We start from the raw sequence: 25644 nt of genomic DNA, 5'->3' as shown, positions 1-25644 counted from the left end.
TTCATTCAACAGACAAGGTTTCACAATGAGCACCAACTTCTATTTCCGGCCTCGAGAGGGTCGAGAGAAGATCCACATCGGCAAGTCGTCGCAAGGTTTGGTCTTCGCACTTCGCATCCATCCGGACCTCGGCATTCACAGCCTCGAGGACTGGCAGAAGTTCTGGCAGGACGGCGACATCATTGACGAGTACGGGATCTCCGAAAGCGCCGAGGGCCTTGAGAGCCACATCGAGCGCCGTTCGGGCGGCAAGCAGCATGTCGGCCTTGGAGAGCGCGCGTATCCCTCCGTCGACGGTAAGGTGACTCTGATCAACCGGGAGTTCTGCTGATGCGGATCATTCACGGCCAGGACTACTACGACGGTGCGCACGCCGGCATTGATCCTGAAATCGTCTTCGTGCGCGATGGTCGCGATCTTCCTGCGACGTCTTTTGAGGACTTCCCTTTCGAGCCCCGCAACCGAACGACCCGCGATATCGACGGATGGAGCCTGACGCTGGCTTACGTCTTCTTCTGCGGAGAGGTCTTTCCGGTCATGCGTGCCAAGCGCGCCAAGGCAGAGCACGAGCTGAGCTATGCACGGTACCGAGACATTCCTCGTGCTGGAGGGCATGAGTTCTACTTTGAGGAAGACACCTCCTTCTTTTCCCGGCCGAAAGCGGAACCGGAAGTCAGCGGCGGCGCGCGCCGCCTTTTCGATGCCGGCTATCATCCCGGCGGAGGTACCCCGACGGCCGACCACGACGTCGTCTGGGTCTACGATCGAGAGGAGGCGATGGCCTATCTCGATGAGACCATCGCGGCCGAGGCAGATGATGTCTTCTCGCGTCCCGAAAGCTTCCGAACGAAGATCGACTTCCATTTCGCTAACCGCAATCCGCGCTGGGCGCAGTGGCTCATCGAGCGCCGCATCGTCGTCGGCTTCCTCCAGGGCGAGGCCACCAACTCCGGGAGCTGGGATGATGTCCGTGACTTCGACACTCAAAGGCATCATCTCGTTCTGAACAGTGATCTTCTGCGCCGGGTCGACTTCTACAAGGTCAAGGATGCCTTCACCGCCTTCCAGGACATCCAGTCCTTCGTTGGAGGCGTGCTGCCGGCAAATGCTGCCGAGACCGTGGCCCTGAGTGACCACTCGAAAATTCAGAAGGCAGGCTTCGACACGGTGACCTCCTTCCGCAAGGCCCCCGGCAAGAAGCGGCGCCGGGCATGAGAAAGGAACCTGCAAAGATGACCCCGACCCCTACCGAGGAAGAAGTTCGCGAGATCGTCTTCAACGTGCTTTCCGAGAATCCGCATGGCACCAGGGAGCGTGGGTGTCACAGTCATCTTGAGGTCTGCGCTTATCACCTCCAGACGATCCTCTTTGAGCCCCTCCTGAAGGCCCGTGCTGATGCCGGCATGATCGAACCGCTCGACGACAAAGGGCACGACACCGAGTTCACCAAGGTCTGGAACCGTGCACTCAAAGGTGAGAGCAAGAGCTGGGACTGCAGGGAATTGGCAACACTGTTCCTGCAGGAAGCCATTGCAAGCACGTTTCCTGATGATCTGAACTGGTTTGGTGCCGAGAATGCCGTGCTGTTCGATCACGCTCTTCTGACGAAGCTCCCTGGATATCTAACAGGAGCAGGCATGCCTGCCGCAACGCTCGTTGGCCTAGGAGCCAATGGAATGCAGTCGTGGGTCGAGGGGACGCAGATCAATGCGCGCATGGATGGCTATCAGCTCGTGCTGGAGAACATGCCAAATGGCCATCTCAAGCCCGCCATGGACTACCGGGCTCACTACTTTAAGGACGAAGACATCGGGGATGAAGACCGGTCTACCGAGATGTTCGGCCTGATGAACTTTCAGGGAGACGGGATCGAGCACGACGAAGGTGTAAAGGCATGGCAGGCGTGGAGAGACGAAGCCGACCAAAAAGGGATTATGCACCGATTTTTCTGGGATAGCGTGGCTGGCATGGTAACGAGGTCACTGAAGTCGAAAAAGGACATGGGCATCACCTGGCAGCAGCTTCGCCAGGATGAGAGTGTGTCTGTAGAAGCCGGCCCCGAAGGCCTCGTGGTCTACGGCGGTCAGGTCAACGGCCTCAAAAAGTTGTTCGACGAAGGTCAGTTCCTGTGCGGACCCCGGGATCGGTTCGTCGACATGCTCGTTAACGGGGGCTTCTCCAAAGGCGACGCGGAGCACTATCTTGATCGACTTGTACAGGGCTGCTCTGCCTTTTCTGCAACTGTCCCGGCCGGCTCCAAGCTGCGTTACAACTGGGATCCGGAGACCCTCTATGCCTTCGACATGCCGGACGACGAGATGATCTTTGACATCGAGAAATCGGATGCTCTCCCGATCCTGGCCGTCGGCACCTTCGAGATGCCGGAGATGACGACACATCGTCAACGAAAAGCAGCCGCCCTGCAGCGAGACTCTGAAAACAATGGGATGAAGCCATGATCGACAAATCCACGTCATACACCGCCGCCCAATCGGCTGCGGTTCGCGGCGCATCCACACTTTCTTTGCCCGCGTGGGCCACGAGAGCCCAGTCCTCTGTGCATGTGTCCAAGAGGTTTTGCGCACGGATGTCCGACAAGCTGGGGGTCGATTGCTCGATCGCTGTTGAATTGCTGACCTGGCTCAATCAGGAGCAACCAACCACGGACACCTCGCCGAAGGTCAAGGAAGCCACCATCTTCCCAAAGCTGGATGCTGATCGCTATGACTATGACGAGCTACTGCTGCACCTGCCGGAATGGACCGAGCACGTCACCGGCAAATCGGTCGATGTAGACGAGCTGACGAAAGGACTGGCTTTCGGAGTGGTCAGCCACGACAGCGTCTTCCCGATCGACTACCCGACGGCGAACCTCTCTGCCAAAGACCCTGCAGAGGCCATCCAGGTGATCAACCAGCGTGCAGCTCAAGGCATCGACTGGCTTCTGAGGAAGATCGACGGAGATCGCGTGGCAGTGGATCTCGATACTGTGCGCATTCAGGCGGGCGCCGACGTCTATGACGGGCACGGCCGCCTGCTGGCCATGCCCTTACGGATGAGTTCGAACGACATCAACTCTTTCGCGATGACCCACGGTGAAGAGGTCTTCTATCGGGCGCTGGTGGAAGGGCACCTCTACAAGAGCGGCGCCGCCCATTTCGATGGCGTCCGATACACGTCCGCAAAGGCTCAAGCGATCTGCGGCCGTGTCTTTGGCCTGAGCGAAGACAAGTATGCCTTCCATGCGCTGGTGGCCTGGACACCTGAGGCCTTCGAGGCGGTCATCCGCCCCCATCTGTCTGATGTGCCATTCTCCGGCGCACCCGGCAGCATCGAGGGGCGAAGCCTGCCTCTCGCGATGTTAGAGTACCATCTGGGCCTCGAACCCGCGCCGACCGCTTCTCACACCACAGGACTCTGAAATGCGCCCCAGCAAAGCAGAAATTCGTCGCCTCAAACTGGAGAAGCTTCTTCCCAATCTGCGCTTCGTGGACATCGAAGCTTGCAATGGCGGGCCTGACGCCTGGCCGGTTGAGATTGGTTGGTCGCGGATCCAGATGCCCGAGGAACCCGAGGGGCAAATTGGATTCGACACCACGTCGAGCATGATCAGGCCAGCATCACAATGGGATGAGAGCAAGTGGAGCCGCCACGCGCAAGATGTCCATGGCATCGCTCGCAGCACTCTGGTGAACGCACCGAGAGCGTATGAGGTCGCAGCTCAAGTCTTGGAGGCCCTCAATCGACCTGAGCTTGTCATCGTCTCTGACAGCCCCAGGAATGATCAGCCTTGGATGGATACACTGCTGGAAACGGTCTGCGCGAAGGGCTGGATCCAGATCACTTCACCCTGGCAAGCACTGAATGGCTTGGCGACCCCAGAGGAGATTGCTGCCACCAAGGCGTGGCTTCGTGAAAACAAGGGTCCCCACCGCGCCGGAGAGGATGCCGAGCGCCTCGCCCGTGGGGTCATGGAGAGTATCGTCAGACCGGCTTCGATCGAGCCGACTCCCGGACCCACTTTTCCTTGAAATCAGGACCTGACATGTATCATATTTCGCGACGTTCCTGGCACTTCAGGTTGCTTCAAATTGCCGGCGTCGAGCCGTCCTACACAGAGCAGATGACAAAGTCCTACTATTGGTCTCTCGTGCGGCCTCTTGCAGTTCTCTGGCTACTCTTTGTCAGCTGCCTGATCGGCTCCGCCTACTGCGTGAACGCACTCTTGGGCTATCCCATCATGGGACCGATTGCCGAGAGGTACACTCCTCTCGAGCCAGGGCTCTGCTTGTGGCTCTTCGCCTTTAGCGGGATCTGGTTCCTCAACCTAGCCACGTCCTATTTCGCTGTCCCAAGACGGTGGTTTCGAGAGCGCTGCGGAATGAGCGAGGATATCAGCCTGCGCTGATTGGTCTGGTGTCGATGAGTTTCGCTCGCTCATCCCGCAACTCTTTAAATTGGCGTCCTACGCGGTCAAGAGTTGACCTCACGAAGTCCTGGGTTCGATACTCTCGGCCAGTTCCCCTGAGTAACTCTACTTTCTGAGAGAACTCATGGGGCCAATTGCTGCAGGTTGCCGCGCTCAGGGGGATTACATCTTTGGGTGTCATGCAACTGAAACCCAGCCAGTAGTTGCCATCTGCCCAGTGTTCACCGAAGTCGAGCCATCTGCCATGACATTGGGTTTCAAACAGGTCAGCGAGCAAGCTGGGGTCTTCCGTCAGCGCTTCGACGGGTAGTCCAGCATACCCGTTGAAAGTGCCAAAATTGGGCAGTCGTAAAACCCTGAATTTCAGCCCATAGCCTTCGAATTTTATATCGTTTTCGTCAAACATCCTGAAACCTTATTACGCCCAACTGAATTCCCCGAGCCCATCAAAAATGCAAGCAGTGAAATGTAACAGTCTGTCTTCGTGGCTCCCTCGACACAAAATTCTGCGAAGGCTTCATATCGAGACGAATGTGCATCGCAATACCGACGAACGATAGTTAGCTTCGATGCGTCCGCACTCGGCATCAGGCGAACTTGTCACCCTCTCCTGATGCCGAGCACCATGCTCAATGGGAAATAGGCAATGTCGACACGCCCGGGGTGATCACGTCCCTCGGTGTTCCCGCCCAAAACACCCACCAGGGTTTGGCCATCGACGTTGATGATCGTGTGCAAAAACCCGACATGCCCGTAGACCGGGCCACGCGACAGAACGACAATATCACCGCGCCGCGGCTGCGTTACCCGCTCGCCGTATTTCAGAAAGTCGAGCGCCCAAAGTGATCCCAGGGGGCGCTTGCCTGATCGGATCAGCATCGCATCGACAAAGCCTGCGCACCAGGGGGTCACGACCGGGTCCAACTCGCCAATCGTGCTTCGGAACAAGGCCTTCAATTCTGCCCGATCCCTCTGCTCGCCTTTGTACATCAGCAATGCCGCGTTCTCGTATGCATCGTAGGGAGGGCTGATCTTGATTCCATCCGCAAGAGCTGGGCTTGAGACCATCCCGATGGCCATTGCACTGAACGCGAGGACACGCAGGCCCCGCGCCAGACGATAATTTACAGTCTTCATGTTGTGCTATCTATCCTTGCCCGCTATGAACAGCGGGACCTATAAAGATAGCCAGTTAAGCCATGACTAATGTCGTCCGAATGTCAGACTACCGGAAGTGGCCCGCAAGAGAGGTGAGGCCTGCGGCAGAGCACGTATGTGAGAAAAGCGCACGGAGTTATCGTGAACTTCTGGATGACCTTCAGTCTGAAGGTTTCAGGGAGTTTCTGTTCGGCACCTGAGACACGGTGGACCTCATGGCCATAGATAGTCGGCTGATAGTCGCCGATCATGGCAAGCAAAGCTTGAATTTTAGGCATTGTTTGTTCAAGGAAACGGCCTCCTGCCATACAAGTTAGCTAACGACGTGACCGACCTTACACATTCCGCCCGCTTGGATGATCTGGCCCCGGCCCCATCACCCTTGGCCCTCATAGCTCTCGATGGAAGTATCGTGGACACCAATGAGCTGTGGGGTCACATTACTTCCGAAAATCCCAAACTCCAGGGATTCCTCGACCAAGGGCTCTTTCAGATGCTGATCCAGAGCCTCCCCAGTGGTAAAGACGTGATCCTGATGGGTATCGCTGAGGCACGGTCCGCCAACTACAGCGTTGTCAACGCAGTGATGCTCCGCAGGTTGCGCGATTGCTATCAGGCAGAACTGATCTCGGAGGCTTCCCCGCCCGAAGTGGCCATGATCCGCAAGACGCACGTCCACCTGGCCCGCATCGAACGGCGCAGGTTCCCGGTTTCGCTGTTCAAGTGGACCATGGTCGCCGATGACAAAGATCCGCTCGCAGAGCCGATTATTCGGCTCACCGATCACGCGGCCCTGTCCCCGTACATTGGGGAGCCCTTCAAGATGCAGTTCACGCTGAATGCGCTGAATGATCTCGGTACTCTCACGAATGAAGGAGATTTCATTCGTTACGCCCGACGTCTCCAGGTCGGCGAGAAGGCAGCGGCTTTCATGCTCGGGCTCATTGACAATCAAGGCTTCAGCCGGACCTTCATTGTCTACGGCCAGCCTTTGAAATCTCGTCGAACCTTGGCGCTGGGCATCGCACTCGATGTGAGCGACTGGGCCAGAACATCGAAGAACATCGATCTGGGAGCGCAAGTAGCCTCCCAGAACACCCTCCTTTCAGCACTCAGCTCGTCACTCAACGACCATTCGATCATGGTGAACGCATTGTGTCGTATCCTGTGTGGCGCTGACGCCAAACTGGCGCCAGGCACACTTGAGGAGTTGCTTACGCTAGCTCGCAATGTGAGCAATATCGCCGGCGATCTGAGTGACCTTGAGAAAAATAGGGTGAGGCCACTGGTGAACAGCTATGTGCCTGACAATCACCACGGCGAGCTCGCGGCGCCCTTCCTCTCTCACCTAACTGACTTGGCCAAGCGCAGCACGCGGGGTATTTCCTTCCGTCTGACGGAAGACATCAACACTGACGCCCAACCGGCTGTCGGCCTTGAATTTCTACTGGCCTCCGTCCCTATGATCGTCGATCATGCCTACCACGCCATTCGCTGTCGCTGGCAGGACAACACGCGGAAGAATGGCAAGGTTTCCCTCGCATTGGAAACTGAAACGACCGGGGTCGCTGGCGGACATGTCTTGCGCGTGACGGTATCCGACAATGGAGATCGGCACGACCTCTTCGAGGCCGCGGACACGTCCCATGATCACTCTGAGGAGGAAGGTCGCGAAGCGCGTGTCTGGATGAATTTCAAACATGTCCTCCAGGCCAAGGGCGGCGATCTTGAGTGCAGCTTCCACTCACGCACTGGTAACACCTATGTCATGACGATCCCCTGTTGATCGCCAATTTTCAGAGTCCTGTTAACGGGCGATAAACTTCCTGATTTTACTCCACGGCGACGTCACGCACTTCCGTCCGGCTTCAACGCTATGCGCAGGTGCGAGGCTAATGAATAGATTCAGGAAGGATCACGAACATGGGAAATCCTGCTCCCAATGACCCCAGCAGCGCCGTCATTGCCGTCATGGCAAAGATGCGTCGCGCCCTGCTCGAGCTCGAAGGGCGGCACCTGCCCGGACAGATGTCGACCCTCGAAAGGGATATCTACTACGGCTTCGTGTCCGAGTGTAACGGCAGCCCAGACAAAAGGGTATCAAGCGAGAGCCTTCGTCGCACCCCCTTCTGCAAGAACGCTTCTCAAGCAAGCTACTAGACCGAGGCCTCATCCGTCACGGCGAAGGCTTGGGCCTATACTATTTGGAGACGCCATCCAACGACACCGAGAATGATCGTTCTCGACCTCACTTGCCTGAGGCTTCATCACACCCAATTGCCCCCTCAGGAGGGTTTTCATGACCGATTTCAACTACCGTCTCTGCAACACCGACGACCCCGAGGAGCGCCTCGAGGATGCTGCCATGTGGAAGGCCCTGCATGATGTGCATGGCGACAACATTCGAGCTCTAGGGGTCGACGAAGACCCGGACCCCAGCTCTGTCTTCTTCGGCCGTACCAGCAAGAAGATGCAAGCCATGGGCAAAGTTGACGGCATCGGCCTGCGTCCTCTGAAATATTGCCAGATGCCAGCCTTCACCGAAAATGCCGGCAGGCAGTTTGACGTGATCGATGACATCTTCGAAGCGGAAGATCGCGCCCGTGAGATCATGCGGGAGCACGGTGCCGTTTTCATGAAGTCGACGCGTCAGAAGCACTTCGCCCACTACTTCGACGATCCGGACGTGTTCGACGACATCATGGAGGGCATGGCTTTCTCGTTCATCGACGGGGGCCCCGCCCTGATGGTCCAGGAACCGGTGAAGATGCGCTACGAGCAACGGTTTCTCTTCGTCGAAGGTGATCTGATCACGTCCTCACCGGTCGCATACCACCTCACCCCGCTGGCGAACCTCCCAAAGGGAGCGCAGTTCGCGACCCCCAGTAGCAAGAAGCCCGAGATCGCTCCCGCCCGCGATCTCACTGCGTTCGCCTGCCATGTGGCGACCCAAGCTGGGCTGGATGCCGTCTGCATCGATTGCGCTTGGGACTACTCCGCGGACAAGCCCTTGGTCATCGAGTTCAACGAGTTCCACGTCGGGCAGATGGGCCTCTACAATTGCGACCCCACCGCAATCGCCGAAGCTACCCTGCGGCCTGTGTTCAAGACCGTACTCGTGCCCGGTAAGAAGAAACCAAGCACCACGCTCACGTTCGACGAACACATTGGCCAGGTCCTCGATAGATTGGGTCTCTCAGAAGGTGATGAGCTCGAAATCCAAGATGAGGACTTCGATGATGACCTGCCGGTTCGGTCAGGTCCCTGAGTGGGAAGGTTGCATCATAGCGGGCACATCGAATTCACCACAGATTGCAACAAAGGAAAATGATCATGACCGCACTCAAGGACCTCCTCAATAAAGACAAAGACAAGAGCGCAGCCCGCGAGGAGATGGCCGAACAGATCATGGACGGGTTTCCGACCTATGACGAAACCGACTTCACAGAAGTGCTCGATGAGCTCGTTCATGAGACGGCCGACACGGAAGCCGCTGACATCAACAACGGCGCCTACGAACACGAACTTTCCCCACCAGAGGTCGAAGCCACCTGCAGCAAGATGGCGAGCGACATCAACAATCAGGGGCCACAAGCTCAAATCGCCTTCCTTCTCAAGTACGGACTTTCAGAAGACCAGATCCGCTCGGCGCTTCGAGGGTCATCTCCCGCGCCCTAATATTTTGACTTATCCTTGAAAACGCTTTCCGGGGCGACTACATTTCTTATTGTAAGATAAGAGGTTACCCAATGAGAAAGCCCGGAGTTCGCAAGCATTCCCGTCGTCGATTTGACAACGCCCGCATGAAGCGCCGTGCCCGCGCCGTCCGCCCCTGGGACACCCAGGCGACGAATGCAGACCATCTGGCTGAGTGCCCCTGCCACATGTGTGGAAACCCGCGGCGCCATTGGGGCCAGCTGACCATGCCTGAGCTCAAGTTCCGGGACATGGCAGAATTCCAGATCAAGGACATCGCGTAATTTATCCTTGCACTGACGGGCGGCACGAGCTACCTGTCAGTGCAAGCGAAAAGGCATCCTCCACGATGATCAGACACGGAAGACATATCATAGGCAGCAGGCGCAGACGCGTCTGATTTCTGCTGTGTCGTTCCGGTAGCTTAGCGGTCCAAAGCCACCCGCTCATAACGGGCGGATCGGGGGTTCGAATCCCTCCCGGAACACCAGCGGCCCCGTGGCCAAACTGGATAAGGCAATGGACTTCTAATCCATAGACTGTAGGTTCGAATCCTACCGGGGTCGCCATTTCTTCCTAAAAACCTGTCTTCTCGGCGTCAGCGCCGATGAGTTGATATCGCGGGGATGCGCCTCGCGAACCACCTCGGAGGCCGCTGTGAGCGAACCCAAGTTTTTCCCCCTGAACCCTGAACCCGCTGAGCCCAAGGAGGGCTCGATCACGACCGCGGCGTGCAGATCCTGCGACATCTGCGATGTCCTGATCGCCGGCATGGGCGGGCCGGGCAACGGCTCGATCTGTTTCGAGTGTGGAACCCTCATCAAGCGCGGCATGGTTAAAATGGATCGCGAGAAAGTTGTCTCAGCATACGCTGCGCTGGAGATGTCTGATGTCTGACCCCATGTATGCCCTCATCGACCCCAATTGGGGTCAGCCTAAGGCTATCGCCAGCACGCGCCGGGAAACCGTGGAAGACGCCTGGGCGGCAGCCATTCTTTGCGAAGAGGCATCCCTCTACAGCGGACGGTCGCAATTCCCTCTTCCCAATGGAACGCCCGGCAAACGGTCCCGTCTCGAAGCAAGCGGCTACCGTGTCCTGCCGGTCGACACTGACAACAACATCCTGGACATCTGATGCCGAGCTACAGCGCTCCCTACGTCCACCTCAACACCTCTGAAGCAGAGAACTTCCTAGCAAAGTCCCGTGAAAGCACCGGCGCTGGGCTCCACGAGCCCTTCAAAGGGCTGATCATTCTGTGTCCTGACGCGATTGCGGCTCGAGAGATTGCCATCCATGGTACGTCGATCTCAACCTCGCATGGCCCTGGTTTTGAGCAGGTGGCGATCGATACCCTGAAATGGTGTCTTGGGGTCGGCGGCACCATCAGCATGTGTGTGGATCAGGTACCTGATTTTCAGGAACTCCACGACGGCTTCGAGGTTGTCCTGCATCCGCACGCCGATCCCAAGTCTGAAACCGTTATGGCAGCGCTGGCCAAGTTCGAAGCCGTGACATGTCTTCCAGCACGGCAGCCCGTCATCTGGGTATGCGCGTCCCGAGAAGACTACGATACCGCGGTCTCGGCCGGCGATATTCCTGCGGACATCCCAGCATGGCCTGACGGGTCGGGCCCGAACAACGTCATTAACCGCCAGCACGATGATCTGGACGTGGTTGTCATCGACGGTGAAGGACGCTCTGTCTGGCCTCTGACCGGTAAGGATATGGGCTCCATCCCGGCGCGGCTTGTTCTCGTTGGCGAAAAGCCATCCGAAGACCTGATGGATGGCATCGCACAGGACATCGACGAGCACATCATTCCCAAGCAATCCCCTCCGATGTTGTGATGCCGAAGTCCCGTCTCATGCGTCTCCACGGCCATCTAGCACTCACGACATCCTGAAAAAGCGAGCAACCATGGCTACCCGAGATATCAGCACCAATGACATCAAATACGCTGCCGAACTCTGCCGCGCCGTCTACGATGAAGAGCCGCACGTCGATGGTTGGGTGCCACTGAAGCTTTCAGATCTCGATGTCCCCGAGGGCTATGAGCCCGACGGTCGATACGTGAACGAGAACTCGCTCGCCTTCGTGCGGACCACTGAAGTCGATGGCGTGACCACCTTGGCCCTCACCTTCAAGGGAACCGATCTGCTGTGCCACCGTGACTGGGGAGACAATATCCTCAACATCAACGGCCACTATGAGAAGCTGCGCCCATTGGTCGAGGCGATCGACCGCTACGTGGAACGCATGGGCATTGAGAGGGTTCTAGTGACCGGCCATAGCCTTGGCGGCGCCATGGCTGAAATCTTCATGGATGAGCACCGGTCTGACAGGTCGAAGGTCACCTACCACGGCGTGACATTCGGAAGCCCGGGCGCACAGTTCACGGCGGATACCGACGACCCTCGCATGCTCGCCTTCCGCCATGCCAACGACCTGGTGCCGAAGATCGCCTCCGTTCGCGACAGCTTCGGCAAAGGCTACTCGTGCACCGGCCGCCTTATCGAGGTGTCGGATACCACTGATCGCTTCAAGGGCATGCTCGGCGGCCTGAAGGCCCACGGGATTGTCCAGTACATCGAGACCATCACCCAGATGGAGATGGATCGAACCCTTCATGAAGTTCTGGCGGCCAGAGGCGACATGCAGATCGAGGTCGACTGCTCTGCGGACCGGGCTCTCACGGCGCCTGAGAGCCCTCCTCACCTGGCTATGGCAATGTGAGGTAGGCACATTTACGGGCTTGAAACTGCAATGCGATACGGAGTGAGAGACATCGAAGAAGACGTCCGTTGCCTTCGCCACTATTGGGGCGACGTCGACGGCGAAATTCCGGGAACAAAAAATGAACCAGAAAATCCTGAAAATGATGATGGAGCGGCAGGGCAAAGACCCAGCGCAGCAAGACATCCTGAAATTGGTGCGTGGCCTGCTGCTCTGCACGGCCGCAACCGGATCACTCGCCCTTATCGCGCGCGTTCTGACACATCGCCCCGAGGCGCTGGGCGGCGCCAGCCTCGCCTGGACCCTCAGTTTGCTTGCGATGGTTGCCGTGCCAGGAGCGGCCGCCCTGCTCGTCCATCGTGCGATTGCTCGCCGGCAACCTGAGCCCGCAGCCAACGACACCGCTGGGGAGGAGGACTGATGCCGCGCCGAGAGAATGTCGACCTGCAACCAGGCGATCGAGAAGCATTGAGTTCCGACGGCCGCGTACGAGCAGTCCAGCTCGCTGAACTCGAGATGGAAGATGCGCAGGAGCTTCTAGCGGCGCTCGACGAGACCTTTGGGGAGACCGCACCGTGACGACCCTCAGTGCCCTTGTTCGCAGCCAATCCAGCGCCCCGGCCGAGTCTTCCGAGCATCCTCTAAGAGACCCCTATGGGTCGGCAGGCCGGTTCGACGAGTTGCCACCCGAGAAAGCACGGCAGGCCCTCAAAGCTCTCGAGCAAGCCTTCGGCGATCTCGCCGACACCTAAACTCCCCGCAACGGCACCGACAAAGAGGAGCCGGCATCTCCAGACAACCAGAAGAGAAGACACCATGCCTGAAAACGAGATACCGCAATACGCTGCCTACCAGGGCACAGACCTGAGCCGCAGAGGTCGCAAGATCCTCAACTGGGCCTATGCCACTGCCAACGGCAAGGTAAGCGTCGATGTGACCATGCAGGAAGCCGACGGCGGCTACCTGTACCATGCATCCAGCAAGTCCGAACTCCTGCCTGACCCCATCTCCAGCACCGACCTTGCTGTCCTTCGATCTCAGATCGGCGACATCTTGAACGCCAACCTTGAGGCCCGGGACGACGCACTATGGAGCGACTGCATTGGTCTCTCGCTATTGGTGCGCGATGACGGCGGCTATGCTGGCGGACCGGACTACGGACGAGAAAAATGTGAGATCGGCATGACCCTGAACAGGGTTCCCTTGCGGGTCAAGAAATCCACCTTCCAAAAGGGTAACGACCTCCACAACGGCGAAGTCACAGTGCTCGCGAAGGGGCGAGAACTGCGTGTTGCCCAGCAAAGCGGTGATGAACTCGATCCGGGCGTGCCAGGTCAGCCGCCGGTCCGTATCGATCCTGATAAGGCGACCGTCGTCGTCTACGACACACCTGAGAATTCAGAGAAGCTGGACCAGCTCAGCACGATGATGGCTCTCTTCTCCAAGCGCCTACAGGATCGCTTTGCTCCGGAGCGCATGCGGGAAGACGGCATTCCTGAGCCCGAGGACGTCCGCGACATGATGGATAAGGCTTTCGCCGAAACCATGGTCCCAAAGGACGGAGGGATGAAGCCATGAGCTACCAGACACTCGGAGAAATCATCGCCAGCAAGAATTTCGAGGGCCGCCGAGTCCACGAAGACTATGGGATCGACCCCGAAACGATCGAGGATCTGCTCTACGACCGACCCAGCGGCCTCTACAGCTATTCGAACTCGCATGGTGACGCATTCCTAAACAACGAGAACCTCCAAGTCGTTGAGCTCAATACCTGGATCTGTACCGATACGGGTGTTGGCATGAACCTCATGCTGCTCAACGATGAACCGATTGCTGTTTCCTGGCAGAGCGCCCGCAGAAACCCGACGAGCTACGCTTTCATTTCAGAGGAAGCCTATGAGCTGTTGCGGGAGGCCTGGGAACGTCATCGCCCTGAGCGCAACATCCAAGACAAGCTCATCGATGCCGAAACCTTGGCAATGCCGGTCGCGCCGGCCGGCCAGGCTGCCTATGATATCGAGGATCGGGACGCGACCAACCTCCGCCTTTCAGCGGTTGGCGTAGCAGGCTGGATGGATGAACTCGACAGGGCCGGAAATGGCCTGGCGGACGTCGAAAACGTTGAGACTCTGAAGGCCGCACTGGCCTCATGCGAAGCGCATGTTTCATCGCAGCGCGCTCTGCTGGATCGCATCGCGGAAAACTCTGAGAATGGGGTTCCTGGTCCCTGCGACTTCGTGGAAAGCGTAGAAAAGGAGCTGAAGGTAACAGCGAGGATATGTGCCCACTCCTAAGAGATCGACTTGCTGCCCTCGAGGTCAATGCTCCGGGACCCTAAGCACGCGGAACACCTACAAGGAACGCCCAGCGCCGAGCTTGAAGCCCGCGCTGGGCGCTTCTGTTTACGGAGCCGGCGCCGGCGCACGGGCCCAGTCGGGAAGCTCATCGGAAGCTATCAGATCGCAAGCCGCCGGGTTGTCGAGCGCATCGGCGTTGGCCTCCTTCAGAGAGTCCTCGAGATCCCAAACGCTGTTCTTCCCGGCTTCAATCCATTCGCCGTTGAGGTCGATCTCCATTGCGACAATCTCGTTTGCGACCAGGTCGAACGCGAACCGGCAGTCACGCGCGACCAGGCCACCATCTTCTGAAAAGAGATGTGTCCAAAGGTTGTCGGGTCCGTCTGCAATGATGTAGCTCATTCTGCCTCCTGAAGCTGTAGTCTGGAACTGCTGGCCGTGGTGAAACCTGCAAATATCTATCCTTAATTTTTGTAATTCGTAACTCCACGCGCACATGTAAACCAAAGACAAGTGCTTTGAGGATAGTCTAATGAAATTCAGAAGAAGGTATGCGCGTCGCCGGGAGCGCGGTCTCAGCTATCTGGAACTGGTCGGCGTCCTGTTCGCGATCACCATGATCTCGACCATGATCGGCTCCATGCTTGCTGACAACGCCAGAACCATGAAAGCGCAGAGCAACGCTGAAAAGCTCCGCACCATCACGGAGACGGCTGAGCGCTACATTGCCACTTACCAGACCGATTTGGCCGCCGCAGTTGCCGGTGGCGGCACACTAGCGATCCCGGTCGCCCGCACCTGCGCAGGCTGCGCCCAGCCCCCTGCGCCGGCAGGGTTCCAAACGCTGCAGGATGCAGGCTTCCTGCCAAGCTCATTCGTTGATGTGAACAGCAACCAGCAGAGCCACGCCCTGCTCGTGCAGAGATCGCCGTCTGGGGGCGTTGAAGCCATCATCACGACCTACGGCGGATCGCGCATGTCGGACGAAGACATTGGCTATGTCTCGAGCATGATCGGCGCGGCCGGCGGCGGTGTCTTCAGCAACGCAGCGATCGGGCCGACCAACCAGATTTCCGGTGTGCACGGCGGCTGGGGTGATGCGACCTCGAACTGGAACGCCTCCATCGGCGGAACTAGCGTCCGTCCGTCCTCGGGCACCGTGCAAGTCTCCATGGACCTTGCAGGCATTGCCGGCCTCGGCGGCGTCGACCAGTCCAAGTACCTGCACCGGACCCCTCAGACTGACGCCACGCTCAACGGCATGGAGACCGATCTGAACATGGCTGCGGACGGAACCCGTCACAACATCAACAACGCAAACCAGGTCACTGCAAACTTGATGACCGCGAACAGCTCGATGAGAACACCTCGAGTGTATGACGCCAACAATACGGCGTACTTCATTGACCCGGCGAGCACGTCCCGCGTCAACGCCCTGAATTTTGGCCCCACTCTGATGAGCAGCCGACGGATCGACTGGAACTCCACCTCGGGTTCGACCGCAGCTGGTGTAATCGATGGCCGCACAGAATTTGAGGGCGGAATAGTGACGTTCAAAGGGCCAGGGAACATCTCGTTCAACACGAGCTCTGGTGCCGCCATCTTCAATGCGCCGGCCGTCTTCAACAACGACATTAGCCGCAATGGTGGCAGTCCGGTCCGTGTGGCTGATGACCTGACAGTCGTTGGCACCCTGAACTCAGGCGGCTCTGTCTCAACTCCAACCGTAAACGCGACCACCGTGTCGGCTACAACCGTTTCGGCTACGACCCTAAACGCAAGCCAAGATGTGAACGCGACGCGTGATGTTGTCGCCAACCGTCATGTGAAAGCGACCTATGACGTCACCGCAGGAAGGCACATCCATGTGACCTATGACGTGAACGCGGGCCGCAATGTCCTCGCTTCCAACCTCGTTCGAGGTGCTCAGATAGTCTCCACAGGCAATGCCACAATTCAGGGAAACGCTGCCGTACAGGGAAGGCTCGATGTCGCACAGCACGTCGGCGTTCAGGGCAATCTAGATGTGCTTGGAAAGAGCACTGCCCGCGGAGAGTTCGTCATGGAAGGAGCTGCCACCGCTAAAGCGGGCCTAGACGTCATTGGAAATGCAGATTTTAGCAACAACATCACTGTAGCTTCCAGGGTCACTTCGAACAACGTGAAAACTCTTCGTCTCGAGTCAGACAAGGTCATCGCCGACCAGTTGATCATGATGTCCGACCGCCGCTTGAAGACTGACATCGAAGACCTCAAGAGCGCTGATCTCATCAACGACCTGCGCCCGGTTTCCTTCCGATGGAAAAGCAACGGTGAGAAATCACTCGGCTTCATCGCCCAAGAGGTCGAGGACGTCGCACCTGAACTGGTCGCAACCGATGCGAAAAATGGCATGAAAGCGGTCCGCTACATCGACCTGATCGCCCCACTGGTCGCCAAGGCGCAGGCCACGGACGCTAAGATGGAAGCTCTCGAGGAGCGGCTAGAAATCCTCGAGGCCGCCCGCTGAGGCCAGCCACTTTCAACGATGAAAACGCCCTGCCATTCGGTGGGGCGTTTTCTTTTGGGATTCACGAATTGCTGGCATTTTCACCGCACTAGAAAAGTCAACATCACCATTAGAGAGCGCATGATGAGTGACATCCGAGAGCAGGCACATCGCCTCACCCTGATCAGCAATGTCATCTGCGACGAGCAGCCGCTTGAGGGCATTTCCGACGCGGACCTTGCTTGGATCGAGAAGAAGTTCGCGGGTTGGAACTTCCCGCTTCCTAGGGAGCTCATCGAGATCTGGAGGTGTACCTCCGGATTGCCCCGTCATGACTATGATGCAAGCCTCCTGAAGGCGGCCCTGGGCGTGAAGTCAGAAGATGATCCTGATGTGGACTGCCTGTCGGACTATGATGTCGAACGCTATGGCATCCTCAATTTGGGTAATGCGCATCATGCTTCCTTCACCATGAACCGCGAGGGAATGACGAGCTTGGAGACTATGTCCTTCGACATGCAGCCTGCGGCCTTTCCGTACTCCTTTGCGGAAGGCTTTGCTCTCTACGTGGAGGCGGTCGAACAGGAAGTGTCCGATGGGCATTTCGCAATCGAGGATCACTCCTTGGTCTAATCGCAATGACTCTGAAACATGACCTTGAGAGGCCGATATCACGGTCTCCACCGATTCCGGCGTAGATCTGTGCGATCGGATGGAAATCCTGAATCCTTGAGCCCCCCTAAGCCCAGACACCTTGTGCGACGAAGGCAGTGCCTGGGTGACTAGAGTGGTTCTGGAAATCTCCTGCTACAGCTGCTATATCTCTTTCCAAGGAGATCGACATGACCTCGTTTGACGTCATCATGAGCGCTGGTTCAGTGCTGGCTGCGGGAGCGTCCGTAGTACACATGGCGCACCTCTTCCGCACGAGCGGGCGTGAAGCACCGAATGACCCGATCCGAGTTCGCAGGTTCGTCGAAAACGCGCCGTACGAGGGTATCTACAACATTCTCAGCAAGTGAGCTCAAGCTGAACGTGCAGCTCGGGCACAACTTGGGTCTATGCACAGAGCATTCATTTCTCCATGAGTGCCGATGCAACCGCTATGACCTTGGGCGACATCATCATCCACGTGTGAGACACAGGCATCGTCACTTTGGTCTCAGCCGGCATCGAGAAGGCAGAGCGCACCGAGACCTTCCCATCGTCGGGGCCTGGGATCAGCGCAGAGAAGACCGGGCTCATCGAGCGAGTGCCCGCGATCACCGCCAACTCCATGTCGGCTTCTTGCGGGAGCCTGTTCGGGAAGCTGTCGGGCTCCGTCCCTAGCTGCAGCCCCGCGGGACCGTTGAGGACTCTGAAAATCTTCCAATCCTGAAACCGGTCGACAATTTCAGAGCCCGCGCTGGGCGGCCCAAGGAGGACAGCGCGACCGAAGCGGGGATCAGGGTGCTTCGACACCCAGTGCCTCAGAAGGATGCCTCCCATCGAGTGGGTCACGAAGTGAATGGCCTTCGCATCCCGACACGCTTCCAGGGCCTCAGGAAGCGCCTGCTCGGCCAGCGTCTCGATGTCAGCGGACCGCGAAGGGTAGCCCTGGTTCACCACCCGGTAGCTCTGCGCCTCGAGGCTACGCTGCATCAGCCACATGGACGCCGGCGACCGGTTGAGACCGTGCAGGAGAACTACGCACATGTCCCTTGATGCCTGCCCCGTTGTCGCTGCCCCCGGGAGTCCGAGGGCAGCGAGGAGCATGCCTTGAAAAAGCTTCCTCACGCCGCTGTCTCCTCGGTGGAAAGGATACGGGCGGTGAGCGCCGGGTAGTCTGTCTTACCTGAAGCCAACAGCGGGATGTGATCCATCACAAGGACTTCGGCGGGTACCGTGATTTCGGCCACACCCTGCGCCTTTGCGACACCGGACAGTTCCTTACGGGTTGCGCCGGTCTGATCGGTCACCAAGACGACCTTCTCTCCCTTGCGGGCATCTTTGAGTGCGATCGCGGCCACGTGTGCGTCCGGCCAAGCCTGAGCTGCCAGAACCTCCGCGGCAGCCAGCGAAACCATCTCACCGCCGACCTTCGCAAACCGCTTCGCGCGGCCGACGATCCGGATGAACCCAGCATCATCGATCTCTACGATGTCCCCGGTGTCGTACCAGCCTTCTTCGGGCGCATGGATGGCGTCTCCCTGCCCGTGCAGAAGATACCCCGCCATGATGTTCGGGCCGCGGATCCAGAGCCGGTTTCCGTCGATCCCGGGAACCGGTTCGAGGCGCGTCTCGAGGTAGGTCATCGGCCGGCCCACAGTGCCAGTCTGCGCCTCCATGGGCGTGTTGAGAGCAACGATCGGGCCGGCTTCGGTGGCACCATATCCCTCGAGGATGCGCACGCCGAATTTCTCGGCCCACATCGCACGGGTGGCGGATTTCACCGGTTCAGCCCCGGCAATCGCCGCGCGCACCGTTGCGAAATCATAGGCACTCGCCCGGCGGCCCCAACCGGCCAGGAAAGTATCGGTGCCGAGCACGATGGTCGCACGGTGCGCGTAGGCCATTTCGGGCACGATCCGGTAATGCAGCGGCGAAGGGTACATCATCACGCTTACACCGGAGATCAGCGGCAGGAGCACACCCGCCGTGAGGCCGAACGAGTGAAAGAGCGGCATCGCATTGAGCATCCGATCCCGCACGCTGATATCCGTCCTCGAGCGCACCTGGGCGACGTTGGCAATCAGGTTCGCATGGGTGAGCACCACCCCTTTCGGGGCGCCTTCTGTCCCCGACGTGAAGAGAACGACCGCCGGGTCATTTGGCAGCATCTCGATGTCGGCCGCCTTGCGCGAAGCAATCAGGGCTTTCACCTTTGCTCGTAGCCCGATCTCGGCCTTGAGGTCATCAGTCCACAGGATTTCGATCCCGCCTGCGACCAGCTCGTCGACAGTCTCTGAAATTTTCGCCTGCTCGACGAAGGCTCGGCTCGTAAGAATACGCTTGATGCCCGCCGTCTCGATCGCCGACCGCATCGGCCCAGCGCCCAAAGCCGGATTCAGGATCGCCGGCACGCGGGCAGCCCGCCAGAGGCCCATCAGCACAACTGGTGCCGCAGCCACGCCTGGAAGCAGGACACCTACGCGCTCGCCCGGCTCTGTCTTCTCCTGCAGGAGTGCCGAGAATGCTGCCGCGCCCACAGCGATCTTCTTGCGTGTGAGCTTCGTGCCCATCGGATCGGTCGAAGCGATACCACTGCGGCTCAAAAGAGTTCGCGCTTCATGAAACGCCTCGGGGATCGTACCGGCCTGGCTGAGTGCCTCGAACCGTCCCTTCTCAAGAATGCCCTGCAATGCTCGGGTTGCTGCCTCTCTACGGACGCGTCCTTTAAGGTCTTCGGCGACCTCGAGGTTGACGGGCATGCTAACCCGGACCCGGACCTTCGGAAACAGACGGCGCGCCATGCCTGGGATGCGTCGGGTGAAGATCGAGCTTTCCAGCCCCTCGATGTGCACCGGAACCACCGGTGCACGGGCAGCATCCACCATCCAGGCGCTGCCCGGGTAGGTCTTCATCAGAGCTCCATGCGTCGAGATGCGGCCCTCCGGGAAGATCAGAGCGGCACCGCCCTCTCTGATTTCTTGCGCAAGCCCCTTGGCGGCCATCGGACGTTGCGGGTCCAACGGTGCAATTTTCAGAGTCTTCGCGAGACCCTTCAGCAGACGTCCCTTGGCCCAGCCAGTGTTCACCGCGATGTCGACCTCACGATCGATCAGCGAAAACAATAGCGGCCCGTCCGCGAACGACGTGTGGTTCGCCACATAAACGACAGGGCCATCCACCGACAGGTTCTCTGCCCCCTCGATCTCAAGGCGGAACCAGGTCTTGAGGACGACCCGCCCGATCCACTGCAGAGCTGCCCGCGGGAAGAAGGCCACGGCACCCACGAGTGCCAGGACAGCGCTTGCTGCAACCACCAGGAAGATGTCGGACAGTCCCATGCCCGCACTCACCCCAACCGACATCATTCCAGACGCCGCAGTGATGCCCAGCGCATTCAGGATATTGAAGCCCGCCATGACCTGCGCTCGCTCGCCTGCCGCGGCCCGGGATTGAATGATCGCCTTGAGAGGAACGGCAAACATCCCGCCACCGAAGGCCATTGCGAACAGAGATACTACAACGAAGAGCCCTTCCGGGATCGCGAGCAGCCCGGCCAAGCCAGCACCTTCCTGGAGCCGATCAAAGCCCGCAAAGACGCCAAACGCCGCCGCGGCCACGAGCACCGAGGAAGGTACCAGCAAGGATGCCCCAACACGCCCCTTGAGACACATACTCGCGAAGAAGGAGCCGGCGCCGATACCGATCGCGAAGAGAGCCATGACAAGCGTCATCATGATCTCACCACCCCCGAGTTGCATCCGCAGGTACGCAGGGAGCGTCGACAGGTACACCGCGCCGGCCGCCCAGAACCAGGACGAGAGGATCGCTGCCCTGAGTGCGGTGCGGTCAGAAATCAGAGTATTCAGGATGCGCCAGTTACCGGCAAGCGGGTTCAGCGGCATGTGCAGGTTCGGTGCCGCTGCTTTGGTCACCGGAAGCTGCCACGCCCAGTAGATGCCGATCAGGGCTACGACAATCGAGGCCACACCCACCCACAGCAGGGTTCCTGCGCCAGCAAGGATGCCCCCAGCGACGGTGCCTGCGAGAATTGCCAAAAAGGTCCCGGTCTCGAGCCATGCGTTTGCACCGGTGAGTTGATCCCGTTTCAGACGCTCCGGAAGCCACCCCAGCTTCAGCGGCCCGAAGAACGCGGACTGCGTCCCCATCAGGAAGACAATCGCAAGCATCGCTGGAACGGAGCCCGAAAGCATGATGGCGAGAGCGGATACCGAGAGAACGAGTTCGCTGACTTTGACCGCGCGGATCACCTTCGCCTTCTCGAACTTGTCGGCCACAATGCCTGCCCATCCAGAGAAGAGAACGAACGGCAGCATCAGCAAGCCCCCAGCCAGAAGACCCGTCGTCGCCGCTTGTTCGGCCGGCACACTCATTGCTGCGTAGACGATGATGGCAGCTTTCAGAAGGTTGTCGTTCAGCGCTCCAAATATCGCTGTAGCAACGATCCCGAAGTAGCTGAGAAATCTATTTGAATCGAAAATCATGAAAACTGGTCCTTCTGAAAATTACTGGGCGCCCAAGAGCTTCAGGATGCCCTTGAGGATCTCGTCATGGTGAGAGATCGCCGGCCTGGAAATGCGGCCGAACAGCATGAATGTGAGCGGTTGCAGCGCGGCCCCCATGACCATTGCAGTCGCCATATCGATATCGTCGACTTCGATGGCGCCGGTGGCACGTGCGGTCTCGATCGCGTCCCGCACCATCGTCAGCGGTGTGGCATCTTCATCCGCAACGGCTTCATTCAGGGTGTCGTGTTGTTGGGCGAGCAGAAACCGGATCAGGTACGCATCTTTGTCGAAGCCTTTCAGCATCACCTTCAAGTACGCAGACAGGCGCTCCTCGAGGGTCATCTTTCCCTCTGCCGCGGCATCCATCTTCGCTGCAAAGCCCAGGTAGGCTTCCCTGAACACCCGGATCGCCAGCTCTTCCTTTGAGTTCGTGTGCCGGTAGATCGCGCTCTGCACGATCCCGCATTCCTGCGCGATGTCCTTGATCGAGACCTCCGCGTAGCCCCGCTCCGCGAACAGCCGCAGGGCCGTCGTCTCGATCAGGGATTTCCGTGTTTGCGCTGCCTTCGCCATACCTGTTGCCTACCTTTCCAAATGTGAGTGAACGTTCACTCACATTTTTAGATATGGCAGAGCATCCCCAAAAGCAAGGCTCTAGAAATGCGAAGGCCGCGCTCAGCTCTGGCGCGGCCTTCTTGAGTTGCGATCAGGTGACTTCAGAACCGCAACGCGTCGGGCTTACGCACCTCACGCGGTTCCACGGTCTGCGCCCTCACTTCCATCAGCTTGTCGATCAGATTTTCAATGTCGCCGCCAGCCCGCGTAAAGCTCGAAGTCGCGCGGTTCTCTTCGTACCCCTTCATCGGAGTCAGCGGTGCCAACTGCTTAGCACCGCCTGAAACCTTTTTCGCAAAGACCTCGGCTTCGCCCAGGCCTGGGACAGGCATCGAAGTGAGTTCGACGCGTTCCGGGAACGCATCGTTGAAACCTAGATCCCATGTGTTGATGTATTCTGTTGAGCTAGCGATGTGAAGCGTGCCACTCTCGGGCTCCGACCACATGATAACCGTTTTCACTCCCAATTCGCCCGCAAATCCAGCGTCTTCTAGAGCGCTATCGAACAGCAAGTGCCCGGCTGCCCGCGACAAACCTGCGCCAGGAGACATCATCGCCATTGCCGCACTGTCCTGCTCCACGGCACTCAAAACAACACCCTCTGCGCCGCGGGCGGGGTCCAACGTCTCTGCGAGGGATTGCACAGCTTCCTCAAGTGTGCCTCCCCACAGGCTATTTGGGTCCTGCCCCTTCCTAATCAATTTTGCTTTGTGGTCTTCTGGGAATTCGGGCGCCGAACTTGTGAATGCCACGAGCTCATTACTGTTCGTGTCAAAGACCATATGAGTTCCCTTAGTTTGCTCAACGAAGCGGCTCACCTCTTTGGTCTTGTCGTTGCCTGATGCATCCGGCTTCGGAACACCGTTTGGATTGCCCGCGAACGCGGACGCGACTTGTAGAAATAGGTTTTCCGTCTTCATTTTGGCACTCTCACTTGGTCAAGTAGAGAGTGCCCCACTTTTTTACCTTGCACCGGCGGCGCCACCTCACGTCTACAAATCATTGGAGGGCAGATCATGCCAGATGCAGCAATCGAAGATATGCGATGGCAGAGCAGGAACTCGAGACCTACGAATTCGCGGAATACGAATTCGTCGACAGCAGCGGGTGGGAGTTCACGTCAGGGTCTGACCGTCTCGAGAAGCCGATCTTCATCAAAGATCCGGAGCGAGCTGATGAAGACACCCAACTGGGCGCTTTCATTGTCGAGTTCGAAGCGGGTTCAGAGACTGTGGTCTCTGCGGAAGCCAGGCTGAATGGTGTTGAGATCGGCTACAGAGCACCGAAAGGACTCTCCCTATAATTTAAACGCGCTCGCGAGGCCCCCGGCTTCCTGTCCCTCACAAAGCCTCCTCGCGAGCGCGCACTTCCCCCGTTGACACAGCATGGTCGCTCAGACAGCGGTACGGGCCCGCCTGCCTTCTTATTCGCTTGCCTGTATGGAACCGCAGCCAGTTGATCAAGGGATATTTGTTATGGCCCCCATGTGCTTGATTAGCCGTATGGCGTCAACGAGAAATCGTGAAAATGGTCCCCTCACGTCACGTGAAGCTTACAACCATACGGTGATTTCGAACTCTCCAAGCAGTCGGTCCTCACCGGCCTCGCGTTTGAGGAAATCTGCTTCCCAGTCAGTGTCCCCGAAGGAGCTCTTGTTGCTGGTCTCTGACGTCATCATTAGGCGCGACATCTCGGGAGCCAACAAAGCTTTCGCCATTCGCGTGACCGTCCTCTCCGCATAGCGGATGTCCTCATCGAAGCTCGTCGCCTCTTCCCAGGCGTGATTGCGGATCCAGCCCGATTTCCGATCGACGCCGAACAGGCGAAATTCTGCATCCCGATCGAGGTCTGCTGTCCAGCACCTCTGCACGACGTCATTCGCCTTCTCACGCCAGGCATCGAACTTTTTCAGGATCTTCGTCGCCGAAAATTCGAACTCCTCGCTGCCTTGCTCAAGTTCCGGGCCGCGTTCGTCATCCTCGTCAAGACGGATGAACTTGTTCTCCAGGACCGCCACGTAACCCCCAGCGGCCCAGTCGAAAGCCTCGCGGGGCACCGGGCTGAACATCGGAGCGTGCTTCATGAGGCCCAGCGCATGATAGCCACCAAGCTTCACGGACTGTCCAGGCTCCCAGTAGCCGAGATCGACCAGGCCACGTGCCGAGCGCATGTCAGGCTTGAAGGCAGGATCCTTGATAAGGCCGTGCAGGGCATCGCGCTGGGCAGGTGTCATCTTCTTGGTACTCCGGTTGCTCCACCAATAGATATAAATCTATTTTTCACGTCAACATTCTATTCTTTTACGCCTCCGGTTGAGCCGCTCAATATGATCGGCATCACGCGCTGGGCAGTGTTCCTGATTGCGCTCTGCAGCAAGGGGACGCCGCCGCCGTCCACGGCTTGCCAGTTGAGGCTTCGCTTTCGTTCATTACCGAACGCTGCAACCAAGATGTCGACGCCTTCCTCGCTCGCCGCAAGCGCGATCCGGAAAGGCTCTGTGTGCTGAGCGGAAAGCTCACGGGCATGGTATTTGGCGAACCTGTCTCCGCCGCGCATGATCTCCGCTCGTTGAGAAGGTAGGTCGCTGAATGGCTCGATAAAGGGTGCCTCATGACCGCTTGTTGACGACGTAACTGGCGGGATATCAGACATCACCGTCTCCCCTCGCATCCCACTTTGCCTGGCCGGCTTCGAGTTCCTCGATGACCCCAGCGGGAACGATGATGCCCCCGGCCTTGAGGGATTTCAGGTTTGCCGCGCAGGCACCCGGGGAGCGGTGGTTGAAGTCCTGACCGGCCGCCGGGTGCTCAATCACCTCGGGAGGATTCAGTCTTTCCCATTCATCGCGGCGCTTCTTGGCGGCATCGAACGCCGGCTGCTCTTTCGCATGCGGAACGATGAACGACAGTGGGTGTGGTGGTCCGCCAAGAAGAGGTCGAGTGTCCCGCACGCTGGTGATCCAGTTCCCATCGAGATCTGCCCAGACCCACACATCGGACTCGTCGCCCTTGTCACTCGAATACTTGCAATAGGCCATCAGGCTCCCCTCT

33 protein-coding genes and 2 tRNA genes are annotated in these 25644 nt (G+C 58.5%); 25 read left to right on the top strand and 10 right to left on the bottom strand.

Annotated elements, in window-relative coordinates:
- Positions 1-25: 25 nt before the first annotated feature.
- Genes G0D83_RS11320 through G0D83_RS11300 form a run of 5 tightly spaced genes read left to right on the top strand, consistent with a single transcriptional unit; the run spans position 26 to position 4031 of the window.
- On the top strand, positions 26-331 hold the full coding sequence (locus tag G0D83_RS11320) for a hypothetical protein (RefSeq protein ID WP_164193555.1): 306 nt from the start codon (positions 26-28) through the stop codon (positions 329-331).
- On the top strand, positions 331-1215 hold the full coding sequence (locus G0D83_RS11315) for a hypothetical protein (protein WP_164193550.1): 885 nt from the start codon (positions 331-333) through the stop codon (positions 1213-1215). The genes G0D83_RS11320 and G0D83_RS11315 overlap by 1 nt, the downstream gene beginning before the upstream one ends.
- Before the next feature lie 17 nt (positions 1216-1232).
- Entirely contained in the window at positions 1233-2459 is a 1227-nt protein-coding gene (locus tag G0D83_RS11310; RefSeq protein ID WP_164193545.1) for a hypothetical protein, read from the top strand.
- Positions 2456-3421 (top strand): hypothetical protein, encoded by a 966-nt coding sequence (locus G0D83_RS11305; protein ID WP_164193542.1) that lies wholly within the window; start codon positions 2456-2458, stop codon positions 3419-3421. The genes G0D83_RS11310 and G0D83_RS11305 overlap by 4 nt, the downstream gene beginning before the upstream one ends.
- A gap of 1 nt (position 3422) precedes the next feature.
- On the top strand, positions 3423-4031 hold the full coding sequence (locus tag G0D83_RS11300) for a hypothetical protein (protein WP_164193539.1): 609 nt from the start codon (positions 3423-3425) through the stop codon (positions 4029-4031).
- A 363-nt stretch (positions 4032-4394) separates the two neighbouring features.
- On the opposite strand, the gene G0D83_RS11295 is transcribed toward G0D83_RS11300, so the two are convergent.
- Both G0D83_RS11295 and G0D83_RS11290 read right to left on the bottom strand, forming a co-directional pair.
- Positions 4395-4835: a hypothetical protein gene (locus tag G0D83_RS11295; RefSeq protein WP_164193536.1), complete on the bottom strand. Its 441-nt coding sequence runs from the start codon at positions 4833-4835 to the stop codon at positions 4395-4397.
- Positions 4836-5029: 194 nt separating this feature from the next.
- On the bottom strand, positions 5030-5566 hold the full coding sequence (locus G0D83_RS11290; protein WP_164193533.1) for a CHAP domain-containing protein: 537 nt from the start codon (positions 5564-5566) through the stop codon (positions 5030-5032).
- A 433-nt stretch (positions 5567-5999) separates the two neighbouring features.
- Between G0D83_RS11290 and G0D83_RS11285 the strand changes: the two genes are divergently transcribed.
- From G0D83_RS11285 to G0D83_RS11210, 16 genes are all read left to right on the top strand, one after another.
- Positions 6000-7373 (top strand): hypothetical protein, encoded by a 1374-nt coding sequence (locus G0D83_RS11285; protein ID WP_164193529.1) that lies wholly within the window; start codon positions 6000-6002, stop codon positions 7371-7373.
- Between the two features lie 137 nt (positions 7374-7510).
- Positions 7511-7747 carry a hypothetical protein gene (locus G0D83_RS11280; RefSeq protein ID WP_164193525.1) on the top strand — a complete coding sequence of 79 codons (237 nt, stop codon included), beginning with the start codon at positions 7511-7513 and terminating at the stop codon, positions 7745-7747.
- Positions 7748-7886: 139 nt separating this feature from the next.
- Positions 7887-8855 (top strand): ATP-grasp domain-containing protein, encoded by a 969-nt coding sequence (locus G0D83_RS11275; protein WP_164193522.1) that lies wholly within the window; start codon positions 7887-7889, stop codon positions 8853-8855.
- A 65-nt stretch (positions 8856-8920) separates the two neighbouring features.
- Positions 8921-9265, top strand: coding sequence for a hypothetical protein (locus G0D83_RS11270; RefSeq protein WP_164193518.1), 345 nt, complete (start codon positions 8921-8923; stop codon positions 9263-9265).
- A gap of 71 nt (positions 9266-9336) precedes the next feature.
- Positions 9337-9567: a hypothetical protein gene (locus G0D83_RS11265; RefSeq protein ID WP_164193515.1), complete on the top strand. Its 231-nt coding sequence runs from the start codon at positions 9337-9339 to the stop codon at positions 9565-9567.
- A 129-nt stretch (positions 9568-9696) separates the two neighbouring features.
- A tRNA-Ile gene (locus G0D83_RS11260) sits at positions 9697-9773 on the top strand.
- A 2-nt stretch (positions 9774-9775) separates the two neighbouring features.
- Positions 9776-9852 (top strand) — tRNA-Arg (locus G0D83_RS11255).
- A gap of 88 nt (positions 9853-9940) precedes the next feature.
- A complete protein-coding gene (locus G0D83_RS11250; protein WP_164193512.1) occupies positions 9941-10180 on the top strand; it encodes a hypothetical protein in 240 nt (79 codons plus the stop codon).
- On the top strand, positions 10173-10418 hold the full coding sequence (locus G0D83_RS11245) for a hypothetical protein (protein WP_164193509.1): 246 nt from the start codon (positions 10173-10175) through the stop codon (positions 10416-10418). Before G0D83_RS11250 ends, G0D83_RS11245 begins: the two co-directional genes overlap by 8 nt.
- The gene (locus G0D83_RS11240; RefSeq protein ID WP_164193506.1) at positions 10418-11131 is read left to right on the top strand and encodes a hypothetical protein; all 714 of its coding nucleotides are present in this window, start codon (positions 10418-10420) and stop codon (positions 11129-11131) included. Before G0D83_RS11245 ends, G0D83_RS11240 begins: the two co-directional genes overlap by 1 nt.
- Before the next feature lie 70 nt (positions 11132-11201).
- Positions 11202-12017, top strand: coding sequence for a lipase family protein (locus G0D83_RS11235; protein ID WP_164193504.1), 816 nt, complete (start codon positions 11202-11204; stop codon positions 12015-12017).
- Positions 12018-12138: 121 nt separating this feature from the next.
- Positions 12139-12438: a hypothetical protein gene (locus G0D83_RS11230; protein WP_164193499.1), complete on the top strand. Its 300-nt coding sequence runs from the start codon at positions 12139-12141 to the stop codon at positions 12436-12438.
- Entirely contained in the window at positions 12438-12596 is a 159-nt protein-coding gene (locus tag G0D83_RS11225) for a hypothetical protein (protein ID WP_164193495.1), read from the top strand. Before G0D83_RS11230 ends, G0D83_RS11225 begins: the two co-directional genes overlap by 1 nt.
- Positions 12593-12769: a hypothetical protein gene (locus G0D83_RS11220; protein WP_164193492.1), complete on the top strand. Its 177-nt coding sequence runs from the start codon at positions 12593-12595 to the stop codon at positions 12767-12769. The genes G0D83_RS11225 and G0D83_RS11220 overlap by 4 nt, the downstream gene beginning before the upstream one ends.
- A 64-nt stretch (positions 12770-12833) precedes the next feature.
- Positions 12834-13595 (top strand): hypothetical protein, encoded by a 762-nt coding sequence (locus G0D83_RS11215; protein WP_164193489.1) that lies wholly within the window; start codon positions 12834-12836, stop codon positions 13593-13595.
- On the top strand, positions 13592-14311 hold the full coding sequence (locus tag G0D83_RS11210; protein ID WP_164193486.1) for a hypothetical protein: 720 nt from the start codon (positions 13592-13594) through the stop codon (positions 14309-14311). Before G0D83_RS11215 ends, G0D83_RS11210 begins: the two co-directional genes overlap by 4 nt.
- Before the next feature lie 108 nt (positions 14312-14419).
- Here G0D83_RS11210 and G0D83_RS11205 read toward each other — a convergent pair whose 3' ends face one another.
- Positions 14420-14716 (bottom strand): hypothetical protein, encoded by a 297-nt coding sequence (locus tag G0D83_RS11205; protein ID WP_164193482.1) that lies wholly within the window; start codon positions 14714-14716, stop codon positions 14420-14422.
- 130 nt (positions 14717-14846) lie between these two features.
- Between G0D83_RS11205 and G0D83_RS11200 the strand changes: the two genes are divergently transcribed.
- The 3 genes from G0D83_RS11200 to G0D83_RS11190 all read left to right on the top strand — a co-directional run bounded on the left by G0D83_RS11200 (position 14847) and on the right by G0D83_RS11190 (position 17824).
- Positions 14847-16823, top strand: coding sequence for a tail fiber domain-containing protein (locus G0D83_RS11200; protein WP_164193479.1), 1977 nt, complete (start codon positions 14847-14849; stop codon positions 16821-16823).
- A gap of 120 nt (positions 16824-16943) precedes the next feature.
- Positions 16944-17435 carry a hypothetical protein gene (locus tag G0D83_RS11195; protein WP_164193476.1) on the top strand — a complete coding sequence of 164 codons (492 nt, stop codon included), beginning with the start codon at positions 16944-16946 and terminating at the stop codon, positions 17433-17435.
- Positions 17436-17644: 209 nt separating this feature from the next.
- Positions 17645-17824, top strand: coding sequence for a hypothetical protein (locus tag G0D83_RS11190; protein WP_164193472.1), 180 nt, complete (start codon positions 17645-17647; stop codon positions 17822-17824).
- A gap of 52 nt (positions 17825-17876) precedes the next feature.
- Here G0D83_RS11190 and G0D83_RS11185 read toward each other — a convergent pair whose 3' ends face one another.
- The 4 genes from G0D83_RS11185 to G0D83_RS11170 all read right to left on the bottom strand — a co-directional run bounded on the left by G0D83_RS11185 (position 17877) and on the right by G0D83_RS11170 (position 23514).
- On the bottom strand, positions 17877-18578 hold the full coding sequence (locus G0D83_RS11185) for an esterase/lipase family protein (RefSeq protein WP_370457226.1): 702 nt from the start codon (positions 18576-18578) through the stop codon (positions 17877-17879).
- A complete protein-coding gene (locus G0D83_RS11180) occupies positions 18575-21955 on the bottom strand; it encodes an MFS transporter (RefSeq protein ID WP_164193469.1) in 3381 nt (1126 codons plus the stop codon). Before G0D83_RS11180 ends, G0D83_RS11185 begins: the two co-directional genes overlap by 4 nt.
- A 21-nt stretch (positions 21956-21976) precedes the next feature.
- Positions 21977-22552: a TetR/AcrR family transcriptional regulator gene (locus tag G0D83_RS11175; protein ID WP_164193465.1), complete on the bottom strand. Its 576-nt coding sequence runs from the start codon at positions 22550-22552 to the stop codon at positions 21977-21979.
- A 143-nt stretch (positions 22553-22695) separates the two neighbouring features.
- A complete protein-coding gene (locus G0D83_RS11170; protein WP_164193461.1) occupies positions 22696-23514 on the bottom strand; it encodes a hypothetical protein in 819 nt (272 codons plus the stop codon).
- Between the two features lie 125 nt (positions 23515-23639).
- On the opposite strand from G0D83_RS11170, the gene G0D83_RS11165 reads away from it, so the two are divergent.
- The gene (locus tag G0D83_RS11165) at positions 23640-23897 is read left to right on the top strand and encodes a hypothetical protein (protein ID WP_164193459.1); all 258 of its coding nucleotides are present in this window, start codon (positions 23640-23642) and stop codon (positions 23895-23897) included.
- 249 nt (positions 23898-24146) lie between these two features.
- Here the strand turns inward: G0D83_RS11165 and G0D83_RS11160 are convergent, their stop codons facing one another.
- Genes G0D83_RS11160 through G0D83_RS11150 form a run of 3 tightly spaced genes read right to left on the bottom strand, consistent with a single transcriptional unit; the run spans position 24147 to position 25631 of the window.
- Positions 24147-24827, bottom strand: coding sequence for a hypothetical protein (locus G0D83_RS11160; protein ID WP_164193456.1), 681 nt, complete (start codon positions 24825-24827; stop codon positions 24147-24149).
- Positions 24828-24886: 59 nt separating this feature from the next.
- Positions 24887-25246, bottom strand: a complete 360-nt coding sequence (locus G0D83_RS11155) for a hypothetical protein (protein ID WP_164193453.1) — start codon at positions 25244-25246, stop codon at positions 24887-24889.
- Entirely contained in the window at positions 25239-25631 is a 393-nt protein-coding gene (locus G0D83_RS11150) for a hypothetical protein (RefSeq protein WP_164193450.1), read from the bottom strand. The genes G0D83_RS11155 and G0D83_RS11150 overlap by 8 nt, the downstream gene beginning before the upstream one ends.
- Between the last annotated feature and the right edge of the window lie 13 nt (positions 25632-25644).

This window comes from Salipiger sp. PrR003, from assembly GCF_010500785.1.
Classification (GTDB): domain Bacteria; phylum Pseudomonadota; class Alphaproteobacteria; order Rhodobacterales; family Rhodobacteraceae; genus Salipiger; species Salipiger pacificus_A.
Note: the sequence above shows the minus strand (reverse complement) of the source record. Positions and strands in the feature narration are given on the sequence as shown.